The sequence below is a fragment of the Azospirillum brasilense genome, assembly GCF_005222205.1.
Lineage (GTDB): Bacteria > Pseudomonadota > Alphaproteobacteria > Azospirillales > Azospirillaceae > Azospirillum > Azospirillum brasilense_G.
Genome location: NZ_CP032346.1, coordinates 1033995 through 1052909, shown reverse-complemented (window position 1 = coordinate 1052909; position 18915 = coordinate 1033995). Strand labels below are relative to the sequence as shown.

At 68.5% G+C, this 18915-nt stretch carries 16 protein-coding genes and 1 pseudogene; 6 read left to right on the top strand and 11 right to left on the bottom strand.

The window, feature by feature from the left end; translation table 11 throughout:
* Nucleotides 1-34 precede the first annotated feature (34 nt).
* On the top strand, nt 35-619 hold the full coding sequence (locus D3869_RS18890; protein WP_094306922.1) for a cupin domain-containing protein: 585 nt from the start codon (nt 35-37) through the stop codon (nt 617-619).
* 63 nt (nt 620-682) lie between these two features.
* On the opposite strand, the gene D3869_RS18885 is transcribed toward D3869_RS18890, so the two are convergent.
* The 5 genes from D3869_RS18885 to D3869_RS18865 form a co-directional block, all read right to left on the bottom strand.
* Nucleotides 683-1513 carry an ABC transporter permease gene (locus D3869_RS18885; RefSeq protein ID WP_175426528.1) on the bottom strand — a complete coding sequence of 277 codons (831 nt, stop codon included), beginning with the start codon at nt 1511-1513 and terminating at the stop codon, nt 683-685.
* Entirely contained in the window at nt 1510-2772 is a 1263-nt protein-coding gene (locus D3869_RS18880; RefSeq protein WP_137141425.1) for an ABC transporter permease, read from the bottom strand. Before D3869_RS18880 ends, D3869_RS18885 begins: the two co-directional genes overlap by 4 nt.
* 170 nt (nt 2773-2942) lie before the next feature.
* Nucleotides 2943-3989 carry an ABC transporter substrate-binding protein gene (locus D3869_RS18875; RefSeq protein ID WP_137141424.1) on the bottom strand — a complete coding sequence of 349 codons (1047 nt, stop codon included), beginning with the start codon at nt 3987-3989 and terminating at the stop codon, nt 2943-2945.
* Nucleotides 3990-4085: 96 nt separating this feature from the next.
* Complete coding sequence (locus D3869_RS18870) at nt 4086-5195, bottom strand: ABC transporter ATP-binding protein (protein WP_094306940.1); 1110 nt, start codon at nt 5193-5195, stop codon at nt 4086-4088.
* 278 nt (nt 5196-5473) lie between these two features.
* Entirely contained in the window at nt 5474-6391 is a 918-nt protein-coding gene (locus D3869_RS18865) for a LysR substrate-binding domain-containing protein (RefSeq protein WP_137104748.1), read from the bottom strand.
* 108 nt (nt 6392-6499) lie between these two features.
* Between D3869_RS18865 and D3869_RS18860 the strand changes: the two genes are divergently transcribed.
* The 3 genes from D3869_RS18860 (at nt 6500) to D3869_RS18850 (ending at nt 10101) form a co-directional block, all read left to right on the top strand.
* Nucleotides 6500-7702: an acyl-CoA dehydrogenase gene (locus D3869_RS18860; protein WP_137141423.1), complete on the top strand. Its 1203-nt coding sequence runs from the start codon at nt 6500-6502 to the stop codon at nt 7700-7702.
* A gap of 185 nt (nt 7703-7887) precedes the next feature.
* Entirely contained in the window at nt 7888-9090 is a 1203-nt protein-coding gene (locus tag D3869_RS18855) for a CaiB/BaiF CoA transferase family protein (RefSeq protein ID WP_137141422.1), read from the top strand.
* Between the two features lie 84 nt (nt 9091-9174).
* On the top strand, nt 9175-10101 hold the full coding sequence (locus tag D3869_RS18850; protein ID WP_137141421.1) for a DMT family transporter: 927 nt from the start codon (nt 9175-9177) through the stop codon (nt 10099-10101).
* Here D3869_RS18850 and D3869_RS18845 read toward each other — a convergent pair.
* From D3869_RS18845 to D3869_RS18835, 3 genes are read right to left on the bottom strand one after another with little or no spacing between them, the layout of a single operon-like run.
* Nucleotides 10098-10478 (bottom strand): hypothetical protein, encoded by a 381-nt coding sequence (locus D3869_RS18845; RefSeq protein WP_137141420.1) that lies wholly within the window; start codon nt 10476-10478, stop codon nt 10098-10100. The two genes, D3869_RS18850 and D3869_RS18845, sit on opposite strands and share 4 nt — an antisense overlap.
* A gap of 19 nt (nt 10479-10497) precedes the next feature.
* A complete protein-coding gene (locus D3869_RS18840; RefSeq protein WP_137141419.1) occupies nt 10498-11829 on the bottom strand; it encodes a hypothetical protein in 1332 nt (443 codons plus the stop codon).
* Between the two features lie 2 nt (nt 11830-11831).
* Nucleotides 11832-12935: a hypothetical protein gene (locus tag D3869_RS18835; protein ID WP_137141418.1), complete on the bottom strand. Its 1104-nt coding sequence runs from the start codon at nt 12933-12935 to the stop codon at nt 11832-11834.
* A gap of 188 nt (nt 12936-13123) precedes the next feature.
* Between D3869_RS18835 and D3869_RS18830 the strand changes: the two genes are divergently transcribed.
* Nucleotides 13124-15142 carry an AsmA family protein gene (locus D3869_RS18830; RefSeq protein ID WP_137141417.1) on the top strand — a complete coding sequence of 673 codons (2019 nt, stop codon included), beginning with the start codon at nt 13124-13126 and terminating at the stop codon, nt 15140-15142.
* Nucleotides 15143-15175: 33 nt separating this feature from the next.
* Entirely contained in the window at nt 15176-16957 is a 1782-nt protein-coding gene (locus D3869_RS18825; RefSeq protein WP_137141416.1) for an SLC13 family permease, read from the top strand.
* A 102-nt stretch (nt 16958-17059) separates the two neighbouring features.
* Here D3869_RS18825 and D3869_RS18820 read toward each other — a convergent pair.
* The 3 genes and pseudogenes from D3869_RS18820 to D3869_RS18810 form a co-directional block, all read right to left on the bottom strand.
* Nucleotides 17060-17555, bottom strand: a pseudogene (locus D3869_RS18820) (IS630 family transposase); the annotation flags it as partial.
* Between the two features lie 20 nt (nt 17556-17575).
* On the bottom strand, nt 17576-17935 hold the full coding sequence (locus D3869_RS18815; protein ID WP_137140950.1) for an IS630 transposase-related protein: 360 nt from the start codon (nt 17933-17935) through the stop codon (nt 17576-17578).
* A 124-nt stretch (nt 17936-18059) separates the two neighbouring features.
* Nucleotides 18060-18884: an aldo/keto reductase gene (locus tag D3869_RS18810; protein WP_137141414.1), complete on the bottom strand. Its 825-nt coding sequence runs from the start codon at nt 18882-18884 to the stop codon at nt 18060-18062.
* Nucleotides 18885-18915: the final 31 nt, after the last annotated feature.

The window sequence follows — 18915 nt, the reverse complement described above, 5'->3', positions numbered from 1 at the left end:
GTATGCCTTCCGGTCAGGAGCGAGGAACCGATCCATGGATGTGGACGCTGTCGATTTCAACGTGGGCGCGCGCCTGAAGCAGGTTCGCGAAGCACACGGACTGTCCCAGCGCCAGTTGGCGCAACGGGCGGGCGTGACCAACGGGACCATCTCGCTGATCGAGCAGAATCGGTGCAGCCCCTCCGTCTCCTCGCTGCGCAAGGTGCTCCAGGGCATTCCGATGACCCTGGCGGAGTTCTTCTCCTCCGACGACCTGCCGCCGCGCGAGCAGATCTTCTTCAAGGGCGGCGATCTGGTCGAACTGACCGGGCTGGTGAAGAGCCGGGTCGGCTCCATCTCCTTCCGGCAGGTGGGCGACCTGCGCGGCCGCAACCTCCAGGTCCTGCACGAGAAATACGCCCCCGGCGCCGACACCGGCGGCCGCACCATGCTGCAGCACGAATCGGAGGAGGGCGGCATCGTCATCAAGGGCCGGATCGAACTGACGGTCGGCGACCGCAAGGAGATCCTCGGCCCCGGCGACGCCTATCTGTTCGACAGCCGCATCCCGCACCGCTTCCGCAACCTCGGCGACGAGGAATGCGAAATCATCAGCGCCTGCACCCCGCCGTACCTGTGACATCACTCCACCGGATTTGAGGAAAGGCCGGGCCGCCCATCGGGGCCGCCCGGCTTTTTCGTGTCAGCGCAGGTTGCCCTTCAGCCGCTCGTTGCGGCGGCGCAGCGCCTCCAGCGTGGCGAGCAGGATGACCGAGATGGTCGTCAGGATGACCGCTGCCGCCGTGATGGTCGGGCTGATGTTCTCGCGGATGCCGCTGAACATCTCGCGGGGCAGGGTGCGCTGCTCCGGACCCGCCATGAACAGCACCACCACCACCTCGTCGAAGCTGGTGGCGAAGGCGAACAGGGCGCCCGAGGCCAGACCCGGCAGGATCAGCGGCAGGATCACCCGGCGGAAGGCGTAGAGGGGCGAGGCGCCGAGCGAGGCCGCGGCCCGCGCCAGGTTCATGTCGAAGCTCTGCAGCGTCGCGCTGACCGTGATGACCACGAAGGGCGTGGACAGCGCGGTGTGCGCCAGGATCAGCCCGGCGTAGCTGCCGGTCAGCCCCAGCGGCGCGAAGAAGAAGTACAGGCCGACCGCGGTGATGACGCCCGGCACGACCACCGGCGACAGCACGATGGCCAGGACCAGCGGCTTGAACTTGCTCTTCCACTGGGCGAGGCCGAGCGAGGCCAGAGTGCCCAGAACCATCGACAGGATGGTCGAGGCCACCCCGATGATGACGCTGTTCTTCAGCGACGACACCCAGCGCGGGGAGTTCAGGAAGTCCTCGTACCAGCGCAGGGAGAGGCCCGGCAGCGGGTAGGTCAGGTAGGAGCCGGAACTGAAGGACAGCGGCATGATCGCCAGGATCGGCGCCATCAGGAAGACCAGCACCAGCGAGGCGACGACCACCGTGGTGATCCAGGCGATGCGCTGGCTGGCCGTGCGGGGGGCGTGATTGTCGCTCAATTCTTCATCCCTCCCGTGACCTGCTGGCCGTGGACCAGCTTTCCATAGACGACGGCCAGCAGCAGCGTGGCGAGCAGAAGCACGGCACCCAGCGCCGAGGCCAGACCCCAGTTGACGGTTTCCGTGGTGTAGAAGGCGATGAAGTAGCTGATCATCTGGTCGGCAGCACCACCCACCAGGGCCGGCGTGATGTAGTAGCCGATGGCCAGGATGAAGACGAGCAGGCTGCCCGCCCCGATGCCGGGCACGGTCTGCGGCAGGTAGATGCGCAGGAAGGCGGTGACCGGCGAGGCGCCGAGCGACGCCGCGGCCCGCATGTAGGCCGGAGAGATCGAGCGCATGCTGCTGTAGAGCGGCAGGATCATGAAGGGCAGCAGCACATGCGTCATCGCCACATAGACGCCGAAGCGGTTGTAGATCAGCCGCAGCGGCTCGTCGATCAGGCCGATCCAGCGCAGGCTGTCGTTGACGATGCCCTCGCTCTGCAGCACGACGATCCAGGCGCAGGTGCGCACCAGAAGCGAGGTCCAGAAGGGCAGCAGCACGAAGATCATCAGCAGGTTGGACTGGCCCGTGGGCAGCGTCGCCAGCATGTAGGCGACCGGGAAGCCCAGGATCAGGCACAGCGCCGTGACGCCGAAGCTGATGGTGAAGGTGCGCCCGAAGACGTCGCGGTAGATCGCCTGCTCCTCGGGGGCGGCGACGATCGCGCCGTCCACGTTGCGCGTCAGGTCCAGCGCGCCCAGCAGGTAGAAGCTGGTGAGCGGCCCGCTGGCGCCCTTGATCGCCGCCCAGGTGGCGCGCTCGCCCCAGGCCGGGTTGATGCCGATCAGCGTGTCCTTGGCGGTGCCCGGCTCCGGCAGGGTCTTCAGATTGCGCGCGGTGCCCGCCATGATGGTGCGGAAACCGTTCAGCGCGTAGTTCAGCCGCTTGGACGCGATGGCGACGGTGCCGGCGTCGCGCGCCGTGCGGATGTCGCCGGCCAGCGCGGCGAAGGCCGGCTCGCCCGGAACGTCCTTGCCGTCCCAGTCGGCCAGGGCCGCGACGGTGTGGGGCAGGACCTGTCGCACCTCCCAGTCGTCGACCGACCGCCAGAGCATGCCGGCGATGGGACCGAGAAAGGTGAAGAGCAGGAAGAGGAGAAGCGGCAGGATCAGCGCCAGGGCCTTGAGCCGGCGCGTCCGCTCCGCCCGTTTCAGGCGGCGCTTGAGAGGCACCTCGGACGACGCATCGGCGCCGGCGACGAACGCGGCTGTCATGGGCGGCCTATTTCGAAAAATGCGGTAGAGATTGTGTGTAGGTGGTCGAGGAGGGCCCCCTCCCTAACCCTCCCCCGCTTCGCAGGGGAGGGGACCAATCTCCCTCCCCTGCGTCAGCGGGGGAGGGCCGGGGAGGGGGCCCGTCGCAACCACTCAAGTACGGGAGCGGCTTACTTCGCCGCCCACTTGTTGAAGCGCTCGGTCAGGCGGTCGATGTTCTCCAGCCAGAAGGGAACGCTGATCTCGACCGCGTTCTTCATGTTGTCCGGGGCGGTCGGCAGGTCCTTCAGGACGGCCGGGGCCAGCTTGGACGGAGCGTCCTTGTTGGAGGTGCCGTAGGCGATGTTCTCGGACAGCTTGGCCTGGTTCTCCGCCTTGCCGACGAAGTCGAGGAACTTGTAGGCGGCTTCCTTGTTCGGGCTGCCCTTCAGGATGACCCAGCTGTCGATCGTGTAGAGCGCGCCGTTCCACACCATGCCGAAGTTCTTCTTCTCGGCCTTGTTGGCGGCGTCGATGCGGCCGTTGTAGACCGAGGTCATCGCCACCTCGCCCGAGGCCAGAAGCTGCGGCGGCTGGGCGCCGGCCTTCCACCAGACGATGTCGTTCTTGATGGTGTCCAGCTTCTTGAAGGCGCGCTCCAGGCCCTCTTCGGTGCCCAGGACCTTGTAGACGTCCTTCGGCGCGACGCCGTCGGCCATCAGGGCGATCTCAAGGGTGGTCTTGGCGCCCTGGCGCAGGCCGCGCTTGCCCGGATACTTGGTGGTGTCGAAGAAGTCGGCCCAGCTCTTCGGCGCGTCCTTCAGCTTGTCCTTGTCGTAGCCGAGCACGAAGTCATACACGATCGCGCCGACGCCGCAGGCATCGACGGTCTGCGGCAGGTAGGCCTGCTCGCCGCCGATCTTGCTGAACTCCATCGTCTCGAACAGGCCCTCTTCGCAACCGACGGCCAGCTCCTCGCTCTCCACCTGGACGACGTCCCAGGTCGCCGCACCGCCCTGGACCTTGGCGCGCAGCACGCCGATGCCGCCGTCCCAGGACTCGTCGTTCATCGGGGTGCCGGCCTTCTTGAACGGCTCGAAATAGACTTTCTTCTGGGCTTCCTGATAGGCGCCGCCCCAGGACACGACCGTCAGGTCGCGGGCCTGCGCGGCGGTGGCCAGCGCCACACCGGCGGTGAACGTCGCAAGGAACCCAACTGCCACCTTAAGCTTCGACATCGTCCCCGTTCCTTCATTATGTGTGGTTGCGTCAGGAGGTGGTGCGCGCCCCCGGTCCCCCCTCCCGGAGAGACCGGACGGACGGGTTGCTGCCGATCACACGGGATCGAGCGCCCGGCAGTCCTCGGGGCGGAAGCCGATGGACACGCTCTGGCCGTGGCTGAGGCCCGCGTGGGCGCCCGGCGGCAGCTTGACCATGAATTCCCCGTTGCCGGCGACCTTCAGCACGGCCAGCGCGTGGTCGCCGAGATAGATGGTGTCCTGCACCTGGGCGGGCAGGGCGTTCATGCCGTCCGGCGCCTGCCCGTCGGTCAGGATGCTGATGCGCTCCGGCCGGACCGACAGCGCGGTGGCGGCCCCGGCGCCGGCGACGTTGACCGCCTGGGCCACGACCGAACCGCCCGACGCCAGAGCCACCCGGCAGAAGCCCTGTTCGATATTCTCGACGGTGCCGGCCAGCACGTTGTTCTCGCCGATGAAGTTGGCGACGAAGCTGTTGACCGGCCGTTCGTACAGCGCGTCCGGCTTGTCGATCTGCTGCACGATGCCGTCGTTGAACACCGCGATGCGGTCCGACATGGTCAGCGCCTCGCTTTGGTCGTGGGTGACGTAGACGACGGTGATGCCCATCGTCTCGTGCAACTGCTTGATCTCCAGCTGCATGTGCTCGCGCAGCCGCTTGTCCAGCGCGCCCAGCGGTTCGTCCATCAGGACGAGCTGCGGGTTGAAGACCAGCGCGCGGGCGAGCGCCACGCGCTGCTGCTGGCCGCCCGACAGCTGGCCGGGATGGCGGTGCGCCAAGTTCTCCAGCTTGATCATGCGCAGCGCCGACCGCACCCGCTCCTTCACCTCGGACCGCGGCATCTTGCGCACGGTCAGCGGGAAGGCGACGTTCTCCTCGATCGTCAGGTGGGGGAACAGCGCGTAGTTCTGGAAGACCATGCCGATGTCGCGCTTGTGCGGCGGCATGTTCTTGATCGGCCGGTCGGCGAGATAGATCTCGCCATGGGTGGGGACCTCGAAGCCGGCCAGCATCATCAGCGTGGTCGTCTTGCCCGAGCCCGACGGGCCGAGCAGGGTGACGAACTCGCCCTTCTTGATGTCGAGGTCGAGGTTCTTCACCACGAGATGCTCGCCGTCATAGGTCTTCTGGACCCCGACGAAGCGCACCAGTGCCTGTGCGGTCGTGACCATGCCGCCGTCCATCATCCTCCCCCCGTCCGAGGTGTCCCGAGCGCGGTCCGGGGTCAGGGTTGCGTTCCCGACACAGGACCTATGCAATGGGTCAGACGGTATACCCGTTTAATAAATTCGACAAGCCCGTTGCTCGCATCGCGATCAATTCAACGGTCTGGCGAAAATTTGTGCATCTGCGAAGGCCGTGCACGCGGTTTGAACGGGAGTTTGCTCCTTCCTTGACCGCTTGAAAACCCAGACTTTGGGAGGCTTGGGGTCCGGACGGGCGATTTTTCCCGAGTCGCCGCTCACGCGCCGGGGATGGGCGGAACAAACGGAACGATCCGCTCCACCAGACCGGTGAATTTTTTCACCAGGGGTGAGCTTTCGTTGCTCCGTTGCGCCAGTTGCAGGGTGGTGACGGCGTCCGGCGTGTCGAGCGGCCGGTACACCACCCCTTCCAGCGCCACCTGCCGAAGCTGACCTGGAAGAATCGACACGCCCAGCCCGGCGGCGATCAGTCCGATGATGGTGAAAGCCTCGCGCGCGTCCTGGGTCACGTTGGGGCGGAATCCGGCGGCGGCGCACAGCGCGAAGACCTGCTCGTGCGTGCTGGTGCCGAAATCGGCGGGGTAGAAGACGAAGGGCTCGTCGCGCAGGGCGGCCAGCGGCACGACCTCCCGCCCGGCCAGCGGGTGGTCGGCGCGCATCACCGCGAGCAGAGGCTCCCGCACCACGTCGTGGAAGCGGAAGGACTCGGGATCGGGGACGAAACGCGGCTCGCGGATGAAGCCGACGTCCAGCCGGCGGTCGGCCAGCGCCGTCAACTGCTGCTTGGACGGCAGCTCGACCAGGGTCAGATGCACGTCGGGATGGGCGCGGCGGTAGGCGTCGATGATCCGCGGCACCATCGGCAGGAAGGGGGCCGCCGCGGTGAAGCCGACGCGCAGCTCGCCGACCTCGCCCTTGGCGGCTCGGCGGGTCAGCACGGCGGCGCGCTCCGCCCGCGCCAGGATCTCCCGCGCCTCGCCCAGCAGGAGCTGGCCTGGCTCGGTCAGCTCGACCCGGCGCTTGGTGCGCTCGAACAGGCGGGCGCCCAGTTCGGCCTCCAGCGCCTGGATCGATTGGCTGAGCGGCGGCTGCCCGATGCCCAGCCGGGCGGCGGCGCGGCTGAAATGCAGCTCCTCGGCGACGGCGACGAAATGGCGGAGATGGCGCAGGTCCATACCCGTGTCTTATATGAGGATCATATTAAAGTCCCCTGATAAATGTATTTGAACCATGAAAGCGACCGCGCCATGTTGGGGCGCATCGGACCTAGGGAGATTTCAAACATGGCCGCCAAGACCGGAGCCGCCTCCGCCAAGCTCGCTTCCTTCGCCTGGGAGGACCCGCTGCTCCTCGACGAGCAGCTGACCGAGGACGAGCGGATGATCCGCGACGCCGCGCGCAGCTATTGCCAGGACAAGCTGCTGCCGCGCGTGACCGAGGCCAACCGGCACGAGATCTTCCACCGCGAGATCATGAACGAGATGGGCGAGCTGGGCTTCCTCGGCTCCACCATCGACGGCTACGGCTGCGCCGGGGTCAACTACGTCTCCTACGGTCTGGTCGCCCGCGAGGTCGAGCGGGTGGACAGCGGCTACCGCTCCGCCATGTCGGTGCAGTCCTCGCTGGTCATGCACCCGATCTACGCCTACGGCAGCGAGGCCCAGCGCGAGAAGTACCTGCCCAAGCTCGCCACCGGCGAGTGGGTCGGCTGCTTTGGCCTGACCGAGCCGGACGCCGGCTCCGACCCCGCCGGCATGAAGACTCGCGCGAAGAAGGTCGCGGACGGCTACATCCTCAGCGGCGCGAAGATGTGGATCACCAACTCGCCGGTCGCCGACGTCTTCGTCGTCTGGGCGAAGAACGACGAGGGCAAGATCAACGGCTTCGTGCTCGAGAAGGGCATGAAGGGCCTGTCGGCGCCGAAGATCGAGGGCAAGTTCTCGCTGCGCGCCTCGGCCACCGGCGAGATCGTCATGGACGAGGTCTTCGTGCCGGAGGAAAACCGCCTGCCGAACATCGAGGGCATCGTCGGCCCGTTCGGCTGCCTGAACCGCGCCCGCTACGGCATCGCCTGGGGCGCCATGGGCGCCGCGGAGTTCTGCTTCCACGCCGCCCGCCAGTACCAGATCGACCGCAAGCAGTTCGGCCGCCCGCTGGCCGCGAACCAGATCCCGCAGCTCAAGCTCGCCAACATGCAGACGGAGATCGCGCTCGGCCTGCAGGCCGCGCTGCAGGTCGGCCGCCTGCTCGACGAAGGCAAGGCGGCGCCGGAGATGATCTCGCTCATCAAGCGCAACAACTGCGGCAAGGCCCTGGAGATCGCCCGCGTCGCCCGTGACATGCACGGCGGCAACGGCATCGCCGACGAGTTCCACGTCATCCGCCACGTGATGAACCTGGAGGCGGTGAACACCTACGAGGGCACGCACGACATCCACGCCCTGATCCTGGGCCGCGCCATCACCGGCATCCAGGCCTTCGCGTGAGGTGATGTTGTCCCTCTCCCGCCTCGGGAGAGGGAAGGGGCCCACGCCCCCCGGCGTGGGAAGGGTGAGGGTGCCGCCAAGGATCAGCGCGACGATCCTCATCCGACCCTCACCCGCCCGCTGACGCGGGCACCCTCTCCCGGGACGGGAGAGGGAATGAGGCGCTTTTCCATAAGGACCCCACCATGCCCGGCCCGCTTTCCCATGTCCGTGTCCTGGAACTCTCCCGCGTGCTCGCCGGGCCGTGGGCGGCGCAGACGCTGGCCGATCTCGGCGCTGACGTCATCAAGGTCGAACGGCCCGGCGCCGGGGACGACACGCGCGCCTGGGGTCCCCCCTGGGCCGGGGAGGAGTCGGCCTATTTCCTCTCCACCAACCGCGGCAAACGGTCGATCACCATCGACTTCGAGCGCCCGGAAGGCCAGGAGCTGGTGCGCAAGCTGGCCGCCCAGGCCGATGTCGTCATCGAGAACTTCAAGGTCGGCGGGCTGGTCAAGTACGGGCTGGACTATGACAGCCTGAAGGCGATCAACCCGGGCCTCGTCTACTGCTCGATCACCGGATTCGGGCAGGACGGCCCCTACGCCAAGCGCGCCGGCTACGACTTCATGATCCAGGGCATGGGCGGGCTGATGAGCATCACCGGCCAGCCCGACGCCGAGGCGGGCGGCGGGCCGGTCAAGGTCGGCGTCGCGGTGACCGACGTCTTCACCGGCCTCTACGCCACCATCGGCGTGCTCGGCGCGCTGGCCCACCGCGACCGGACGGGTGAGGGGCAGTGGGTGAACCTCGCCCTGCTCGACGTGCAGGTGGCGGTGCTGGCGAACCAGGCCATGAATTATCTGGTTGGCGGCAAGGCGCCGCAGCGGCTGGGCAACGCCCACCCGAACATCGTTCCCTACCAAGCCTTCGCCACGCTGGACGGCCACATCATCCTGGCGGTCGGCAACGACGGACAGTTCGCCAAGTTCTGCCAGGTCGCCGGACGTCCGGAGTTGGCGCAGGACCCGCGCTACGCCACCAACCCGGCCCGCGTCGCCAACCGCAAGGAGCTGGTGCCGATCCTGGAGCTGCTGCTGGAGCAGCGGACCAGCCGCGACTGGCTGTCGGCGCTGGAGGCGGTGGGTGTGCCCTGCGGGCCGATCAACGACGTGTCGCAGGTCTTCGCCGACCCCCACGTCCAGGCCCGCCACATCCACCAGGACCTGCCGCACCCGACCGCCGGGACAGTGCCGACGGTGGCGAGCCCGATCCGCTACTCCGCGACCCCCATCGAGCACACGGTGGCCCCGCCGACGCTCGGCCAGCACACCGACGCCGTGCTGGGGGAGGCGCTGGGCCTATGCGCGGCGGACATCGCGGCCCTGCGGGAGAAGGGCGTGGTCTGAACCGCGCGCACCCGTCATTTTGCCGCCCCGATCCCATCCCTTCCCCCGCCGCTCGCGGGGGAGGGATTTTTTGCGTGAATCGAGATGATCGCCTCCAGCACCCCGTCCTCCGCCGCCACTGACACCCGCCTGGGCATCCTGCTGATGCTGCTGGGCATGTCGCTGTTCACGATCAACGACGCGCTCGGCAAATGGCTGGTCGCCGACTATCCGGTGGCGATGCTGCTGGCCATCCGCAGCCTGTTCGGCGCGATGCTGCTGGCGTCCCTGATCCTGCGCGAGGGGGTGCGGTCGGTCTTCGCGGTGAAGCGGCTGCCGTTGCATCTTCTGCGCGTCGGCTGCGTGGCGGGGGAGGTCGCCTGCTTCTACTGGGCGGTGCGGTCGCTGCCGCTCGCCAACGTCATGACCATCTACATGGCCGCCCCGCTGATCGTCACCGCCCTGTCGGTGCCGCTGCTCGGCGAGAAGGTCGGCTGGCGCCGCTGGGCCGCGGTGGTGGTCGGCTTCGCCGGTGTGGTGATCGTGCTGAACCCGACGGGCCAGTTCGACGCCGTGCCGTCGCTGGTCGCCCTGTTCGGCACGCTGGTCTTCTCCACCGGCCTGATCTCCACCCGGCTGCTGCGCGAGTCGAGCAACCTGTCGCTGGTCAGCTTCCAGACCTTCGGCACCGGCCTGCTCGGCGGCGCGGCGCTGCCGCTGGTCTGGGTGCCGCCGCCGGGGCTGGACTTCCTGCTGCTGGGGGCGCTGGGCGTCACGGCGCTGGCCGGACACGCGGCGATGAACCGCTCCCTCCAGCTCAGCCCCGCGGCGGTGGTGGTGCCGTTCCAGTATGTGTCGATCATCTGGGCGGTGGTGCTGGATCTGCTTGTCTGGGGCACGGCACCAACCCTGCGCATCATCGTGGGCGCGCTGCTCATCATCGGCAGCGGTCTGTTCGTCTTCCACCGCGAGCAGGCGCTGAACCGCGGTGCCGCGGCGGAGGCCAACGCCAGCGGCGGTCCCGGCGCTTAAAGCGGGAAGAAGCGAGGCTCCAGCCGGACGGCGACCGGTTCCACCGGAGTCCAGCCGAGGCGCGCGATTACCGCGTTCGACTCCACGGCGCGGCGGCCCGGCCCCAGCGACCATGTGACGTGGTAGGCCCCGCCGCCGGGGCGGTCGGTCGTCCCGGCGATGGCGACCACGAGGGCCTGCACGCCGTCCCCGTCATCCGCCAGCCCGACAACGGTCCCCTCACGCTCCGTGGGCAGCGGATGACGTGCCCCGACGCCGTGGGCCAGCGTGACGTGATGGGCGACGGCGCGGGCGTAGCGCGCCGGGAACCGCGCCAGCAGACGGGCGCGCTCCGCCTCCGGCAGCGCCCAGCCGACATAGCCTCCGCGACGCGTCATGCGATCTCCCCGGCGTCCCTCAGCGGCGGTCACCTCTCAGGATGTCGTCCATGACTTGGTTCGCCTCCGCCGGTCCGGCAATCAGCTCGATCATGCGGATGGCGGTGTAGCCGGTCCGCGCGTCGCCGACGCCGTCGGCCAGCGATTGCCGCGCCGTGCCGGTCAACGAGGCGGTGGCCTGCTGGGTCACGCTCTTCAACTCGCCGCGCAGGCCCAGCGTGTCGGCGATGGTCGAGCATTTGCGCAGGGCGCGGGCCTGGTTCTCCGCCTGCGCCATCCGGGCCGTGTCGGTGCCGGGAACCAGCGTCTCCACCGCGGCGAGGATTTCGGTCTCCGCCCCGTCGAGCACCTGGGTGCGCACCAGCTCGTGCACGGAGTTCCGGATCGTCTTCAGCCGCTGATCGAAGTCCTTGTTGCGGCTGTGCTCCATGGCGTTGCGGGTGGCCTCCAGGCTGGCCACCAGATCGACCGCGAGGGTGGCGGCGGCCATGCGGTCCACCGTGCCGCCGGAGGCCGAGGCGACGCCGCGCGACCGTTCCTCGATCTGCGCCACCACCGTGCCGCTGAGGTCCAGGAACAGGGCGGCGCGGTCGCTGGATTTCTGGCCCAGATCCATGTCCCACAGGCTGCCCAGCAGGATCGACGGGTCGGACAGGCGGGCCGCGGCCAGCAGGACGAACAGCTTCAGCGCCTCCGGCCGCGCGCGCGCGACCTGCCGCCCGATGGCCTGGATGCCGTCCAGATGGTCCTTGTGCAGCTTCTGGATCGGCTTGGGCGACAGGACGGCCTTCAGCTCGGCCACCGGCTGGGCGATGGTCAGGATGCGGGCGATGTCCTCGATGGTGCGGATGCGGTCGGGGTTCAGCCGCAACCCCAGATCGTCGGCGAAGCGGCCCGTTTCCGTCTGCTCCCGGATGTCGGCCACGGCGGCGGCGGCCATCGACCAGAAGGCGCGGGCCTTTTCCGCCTGCTGGGCGCCGCCAGCAGCGCCGCCGGAGGCGCTCCCCAAGGCGGCGTCGACGGCGCGCAGCCGTTCCTTGCCGATCTGCCCTTCGACCAGCGGCCACAGGGCGTTGACCACCCCGCGGTCCAGCTTGTTCAGGGGGGCGGGCTGGTCGCCACCGGGAAGCTGGAACAAATCCTCGAACGGCTCGCAGAACAGCCGCTTGAAGGTCGGGCGCCGCCTGGGCCGCACCTCCGCCAGACGCGGGCGGATCAGCGAGAAGGTGTGCTGGACCTCGGGATGGTCGCCGATCTGCTGGAGCAGGTCGACCACCTGCCGGAAGCGGGCCTCGTCGATGTCGAGAAGCTTGCTGCCGAGGCTGAGAAGGGCCTTGGGGTCGGTGGTCATGGTCAGGCCGCCTTCCCCTTGATCGCCTCGATCCGCATCACGAGGTCCGTGTCGAGCTGACCGCTGCGCCAGTCCACATAGGCGCGCACCGTGCGCCGGTTCGAGGCCAGAAGCCGGTCGGCCTGCAGCGCATGGTCGGACTTCTCCTCGTCCTTGGGCAGCAGCGGCAGGACGCGGAACAGCTCGTGCACGGTCATGTCCTGCTCGTGCTTGCTCCGCGTCTGGGCCTCCGCCCAGCTCGTGATGATGAAGTCCCAGCCGTCGAGCAGCCAGGACAGCCGGGTGGTCGACTTGCGCACCAGCGTGCGCTTGGTGTCCCATTGGCGCAGCAGCGTCTCGAAGGCGGCCACCGACTGGTCGAGTTGGCTCACCACGTTGCGGACTTGGTTGAGCGTGTGCTCCGCCACCTCCGCGCAGAAGGTGCCGATGGGGGCGGCCTCCGACACGCTGCCGTTCGCCCAGTCGGTCATGCTGTCGCGGAACTGCAGCAGGTCGCGCGCCAGACGGCGCAGCCGTGCCGGCTTCGGCGAGGTGGCGATGCCCACCGGCTCCATGAAGGTCGCCAGTTCCGCCACCCGCGCGTACAGCTCGGTCGGTTCCAGGGCGAGGCTCTGCGCCGCCTTGGTCATGTAGCTGCGGGTCAGCTGCTCACCTTTTTCGGAGCCGAGGCCGGCGCGCAGGATGTCCGTCGATTCCAAACCGACCGCCTTCAGCACCTCTACGATGAGCTGGTAGTTGATGAGCAGCCGCTGCTCGTCCTCGTCGCGCAGCGCCGCCTCCGCCGCCTCGACGGCCAGCGGCCCGGCAAGGCCGCAGCGCGCCGCCTGGAGCACCGCCTTGCGGATGTCGTCCGGCGAGCAGCCGTCCGCCTTGCGGATCAGGTCCTGCAACATGCGGTCGTGGACGGTCATCGGGAAGGCAAGCGGCAGGCCCTTCCACGGCACCACATAGACCCCGTGCCCGTCCGACAGGTTGGGGATCAGGACCTCCAGCTTGTCCCGGTCGTCCTTGCGCACCCGCGTTTGCGCCAGCACCGGGGTGGTGAAGGCCACGGCGGCGCCGCGCTCCTCGAAGGTGGAGGGGGCAAAATTCGTAAGTGAACGCATGGTTCTCGGATCGGGAGGAAAGTGGAACGCCGTGCGGTACCACCCCTAGCATGATTCGCTCAATTTTCGTTAAATCCGCACAAGATCATCCTCTTCCCAGCCCTTTGGAGGTAAGGCGCCACATCGGCGGTCATTTGCCCGTTATTCAGCCAGAGGGTGCGGTGCGGACAGGCAAGGGGGCGTGGCGGATGGCCGTGGTGAAATGGATCGGCTACGGCCTTTTGGGGCTGGTGGTGACGGTGGCGGCGGGCGTCGGCATCGCCCTGGCCGTCTTCGACTGGAACGACGCCCGCGGCTTCATCGCCCGGCAGGCGTCCAAGGCGTTGAACCGCGAGGTCGCCATCGACGGCGACCTCAACGTCCGGCTGGGTGACCCCCTGCGCATCCGCGTCGAAGGGCTTCGGGTCGCCAACGCGGAATGGAGCGACGACAAGACGATGGCGGAACTGCGGGTGCTGGACCTTCAGCTTCGCCCCTGGCCGCTGCTGCGCGGTGACTTCGAGTTTCCGGAAATCCGCCTGACCGGTCCCAAGCTGCTTCTGGAAAAGAACCGGGAAGGGGCCGCCAACTGGAATTTTGGCGGGCCCGACCCGCGCAAGGAAGCGGCGAAAGAGACGGTCAAGCCGGAAGACCGCACCGACCTGCCAATCATCGAGACGCTTGTGGTCGAGGAGGGGCGCCTGCGCTTCCGCGACCCCATCCGCAAGATCGACATCGACAGCGGCGTCAACACCGCGGTCGGCGGCAACGGCGACCAGGAGGTCCGGCTGGAGGGCAAGGGCGACTTCGCCGGCAAGCCCTTCACCCTGGCGGCCGCCGGCGGCTCGCTGGAGTATCTGCGAGACGATCCCAAGCCCTATCCCTTGCGGGTCGAGACCGCCATCGGCAAGACCCGCGGCAAGATCGAGGGCTCCATCGCCGAGCCGGTGCTGCTTGAGGGCGTGGATTTGTCGGTGGAACTGCGCGGCGACGATCTGGCCGACGTCTTCCCGATCCTCGGCATTCCCGTGCCGACGACGCGGCCCTACGCCATCTCCGGCCATCTCGGGCGCGAGGGCGACGTCTGGCGGTTCGAGGGGATGAACGGCAAGGTTGGGGAGAGCGACCTGTCCGGTCAGGTGGCGGTCGATCTGGGCGGCGAGCGCCCGCGGATCACCGGCGACCTGACCTCGCGCAAGCTGGCGGCGATCGATCTGGCGGGCTTCATCGGCGCCTCTCCGGAAGGCCGCGGCGACTACCCGACCAAGGGCCGGGAGCGGATCATCCCGGCCACCGAAGTCCCTCTGGAAAAGCTGCGCACCGCGGACATGGACGTGAAGTTCCGCGGCGAGCATGTCGAGGCGCCCTTCTCCACGCTGGACGCCCTCGACGCGCGGGCCAAGCTGGAGAACGGGCGGCTGGTGCTCGACCCGCTGTCGCTCGGCGTCGGCGGCGGGCGGGTCGCCGGGACGGCGGTGCTGGACGGCGGGCGCAAGACCCCGGCGCTGGACGTGAACTTGGACGTCCGGCAGATCAAGCTGGCCCGCCTGTTCCGCGAGACGGCCTTCGCGCAGGAGATGGGCGGCACGGCCAGCGGGCGCATCCAGCTGAAGGGTCAGGGCACCACGGTCGCCAACATCCTGGGGTCCTCCGACGGCAAGCTGGGCGTCGCGGTGGACGGCGGGCGGATCACGAGCTACGCGGTCAAGGGACTGAAGACCAACATCCTGGAGACGCTGGGCGTCGTCCTGTCCGGCGACAAGCCCTTGCCCTTCAACTGCCTGGTCGCCGACGTGACGGTGAAGAACGGGCTGGTGGAAAGCCGCGCGCTGGTGCTCGACACGCCGGAAACTCTGGTGACGGCGGACGGCACGGTCAACCTGCGCAACGAGGCGATGGACATGACCGTGCTGGGGCGCGCCAAGAGCCCCCAGATCTTCGCCACCCATGTCCCGGTCCATGTCCGCGGCACGCTGGGGTCGCCGGACATCGGGGTGAACGCGACGGAGTCGGCGGCGCGCGGTGCGGCGGCGGTGGCGCTCGGCGTTCTGCTGACGCCGCTCGCCAGCGTCCTGCCTTTTCTTGACCCAGGCAGTGACGAGCAGCCACACTGCGGCGAACTCGTCCGGAACGCCCGGTCCCCGTCGAACTCCAGCACCGGTTCCAGCGGCACCGGCAAGGGGCGCGACGCGGCTCCCTCGGGCTCCCCGTCCGGCAAATCGCAGTAACGACGCACCAACAATTCCCCAAAAAAGGGCTGCATGACGCTCGACCAGGGACTCGCCTTCGGCATCATCGGCGCGGTGATCGCGCTGCTGATCTGGGACAAGCTGCGCTACGATCTCGTCGCCATGCTGGCGCTGCTGGCGGCGGTGGCCGTCGGGATCGTCAAGCCAAAGGACGCCTTCAACGGCTTTTCCGACGACATCGTCATCATCGTCGGCTCGGCGCTGGTGGTCAGCGCGGCGGTCGGCCGCTCCGGCATCGTCGAGGAGGTTATGCGCCCCCTCAGCGCCCGCATGAAGACCGTGCCGGCGCAGATCATCGTGCTGACCGGGGCGGTGACGCTGCTGTCCGCGGTGGTCAAGAACATCGGGGCGCTTGCCATCTTCATGCCCATCGCCATGCAGGTGGCGCGGCGCAACGGGACGAAGGTGTCGGCGCTGCTGATGCCCATGGCCTTCGGCTCGCTGCTGGGCGGCCTGATGACGCTGGTCGGCACCTCCCCCAACATCATCGTCAGCCGCGTGCGCAGCGAGATGGTCGGCGAACCTTTCGGCATGTTCGACTTCACGCCGGTCGGGCTGATCGTCGCGGTGGCGGGGGTGGCCTTTTTGGCGGTCGGCTACCGCCTGCTGCCCACGGGACGTCAGGCGGCCTCGGGCAGCGCCGGTGGCTTCTCCATCGACGACTACACGGCGGAGGCGCTGCTGCCGGAGAAGTCGCCCTTCGTCGGCAAGACGGTCGCCGACCTGGAGGCCTACGGCGAGGGCGACGTGACGGTCGCGGCGATCATCCGCGAGCGGCACCGCCGCTACATCCCGTCCGGCCATTGGGTGCTGCTGGCGGGCGACGTGCTGGTGCTGGAGGCCGACACCCAGGCGCTGGGCGACCTCGTGAAGCACGCCGGCCTGGAGCTGATGCACGAGAAGGAGCTGGAGGGGGTGCAGAGCGACGAGGATCTGGCGGTCCTCGAAGCGGTGGTCGAGCCGCGCTCCCCCCTGATCGGCAGCAACGTGGAGGACGTCGAGTTGCGCGAGCGCTACGGCGCCAACCTGCTGGCGCTCAGCCGGCGCGGCCGGCCGATCCGCCAGCGGCTGCGCCGCGTCCGCTTCCAGCCGGGCGATCTGGTGGTGCTCCAGGCGCGGGCGGCAGGGCTGTCGGACACGCTGAACGAACTTGGCTGCCTGCCGCTGGCCGAGCGCAACCTGTCCATCGGGCGGCGGCGCAAGCGGCGGATCGCGCTGGCCGTGATGGCGGTGACCATCGGGCTGGTGGCGACCAGTCTCGTCCCGGTGACGCTGGCCTTCTTCGGTGCGGCGGTCGCCATGACGGCGCTGCGGGTGATCACGCTGAAGGAGGCCTACGAATCGATCGAGTGGCCGATCCTGGTGCTGCTGGGCGCCCTGATCCCGGTCAGCGAGGCGTTGCGCACCACCGGCGGGACGGAGCTGATCGCCGGCTGGCTGTCCATCGCCGCGCAGGGGCTGCCGCCCGTCGGGGCGCTGGCCCTGATGCTGGTGGCGGCGATGGCGGTGACGCCCTTCCTGAACAACGCGGCCACCGTGCTGGTGATGGCCCCCATCGCGGCCAGCCTCGCCAACCATCTGGGCCTGCGGCCCGACGCCTTCCTGATGGCGGTGGCCGTGGGGGCGGGCTGCGACTTCCTCACCCCCATCGGGCACCAGTGCAACACGCTGGTCATGGGGCCGGGCGGCTACCGTTTCAGCGACTACGCGCGCCTTGGCCTGCCGCTGTCGCTGATCGTCATCGTGCTGGGCACGACAGCGATCGCGCTGTTCTGGCCCCTGATGCCGCATTAAAGCGGATTTCGGCTCAGTTTAGATTCGGGTAGCCGCATAGCTTGAACCACGCTTTGGCGTCGGTGGCGGTGATTGCATTGAGGGCTGGGCCGAGTTCCTCGTTGAGGGCCTCGACGGTGCGGGCTTCCTTGGCGCGCAGGATTCCTTTGAGCTTGGCCCAGCCGGGCTCGATGGGCGAGAGGTCGGGCGAGTAGCGCGGGAGGAAGCGGACACGGATCCCTGCGGTCTCAAAGGCGGCGAGGATATCGGCCCGCTTGTGAGCGGAAAGGTTGTCCATCACGACCACGGCGCCGGGTTTGTCGCGCCGGAGCACGGGCAAGAGCACCTGCTCGACAAAGGCGAGAAACACGGCCGAGGAGGTAGACGCCTCGATGCTCATGGCGGCCAGCATGCCTTCGGCGCTCAACGCCCCGAGCACCGTGACGCGGTGCCACGACCCACAGGGCACGGACCCGAGCGCCCGCTGGCCGCGCGGCGCCCGGGCCTGGGTGGGCGTCATCTGGGTGTTGATGCCGGTTTCATCGAGGAAAACCAAACGCGCCGGTTCGTGGACCACCGCATCGTCCCGGTAGGCCGCGCGTTCCGCGGCGATATCCATGCGCTCTTGCTCGCTGGCCCTCAGCGTCTTTTTTTGCGCGCCAACCCCAGCCGCTTCAAGGTGCGGCACACCACCGCCGGGCTCAGCGCGATGCCGGTGCGTGCGGCCAACCGGTCGCGGTACTGTGCCAGTGTCGCGTCATTATCCTCCCGCACCAAGGCCCGCAGCACGCTCACGCCCTCCGCGTCCAGTTTGGCTGGTACGCCGCCGGCATGGGGCTTGGCGACCCGCCGCCCCTCAAGGCGCGCGGCCCGCACCCAGTTGTACGCGCAGGCTCGGCTGATCTGGAAGCGCCGCGCCAGCAACTCGGGGCCGCCCTCGTGGCGCTCATAAGCCAGCAGAACCCGTTCGCGCAGATCGGCGGAATATGGCTGGCCCATGGCGCGCGGTCCTTCAGCGGTGTCTTCCTCCAACCGCTCAGGCCAGCCAAAATTCCGTCTATACTCAGCGACAATCCGCTTTAGACGCCCTCTCCCGTCCCGGGAGAGGGAAGGGAATGTTCCCTCAATCCCAGGCGGGGGCCAGACCGTCCGGGCTGACGATCCGCCCATCGGGGCGGGCGAGGCCATGGATGGCCGCCATGTCGGCCGCCGACAGCTCGAAGTCGAAGATGGCGAGGTTCTCGGCGGCACGCTTCTCGCCGACCGTCTTCGACAGGGCGATCACCCCCTCCTGCTGGACCAGCCAGCGCAGAACCACCTGGGCGGGGCTCTTGCCCAACCGGGCGGCGATGTCGGTCAGCACCGGGTCCTTGAAGACCTTGCCGTCGGCCATCGCGTAATAGGCGGTGATCGACTGGCCGTGGCGGCGCGCCGCCTCCAGCATCACCGATTGGTCGAGATAGGGGTGGTATTCGATCTGGTTGGTCACAATGGGCGCCGCGCTGAGGCGCACGGACTCGTCCAGCAGCTTGCGGTTGAAGTTGCTGACGCCGATGTGGCGGGTCTTGCCGGCGGCCCGGACGGCGTTCAGCGCCTCGATCTGCTCGGCGAGCGGGACGGCCTCGTTCGGCCAGTGGAGCAGCAGCAGGTCCACGTAGTCGGTCCGCAGCTTCGCCAGGCTCTCGTCCACCGAGCGGCGGAAATCATCGGCCTTGTAGTTGCTCACCCAGACCTTGGTGGTCAGGAAGACCTCGCCGCGCGGCAGGCCGGACGCCTTGATGGCCTCGCCGACCTCGCTCTCATTGCCGTAGATCTGGGCGGTGTCGACGTGGCGGAAGCCGAGCTTCAGGACCTCCGGCACCATGCGCAGCACGTCGGGGCCGCTCATGCGGAAGGTGCCGAAGCCGAGGGCGGGGATTGAGGCGCCGTTGGCGGTCACGTTGTGCATTGGTCTCGATCCTCTCGAATGCGGTGTTCTT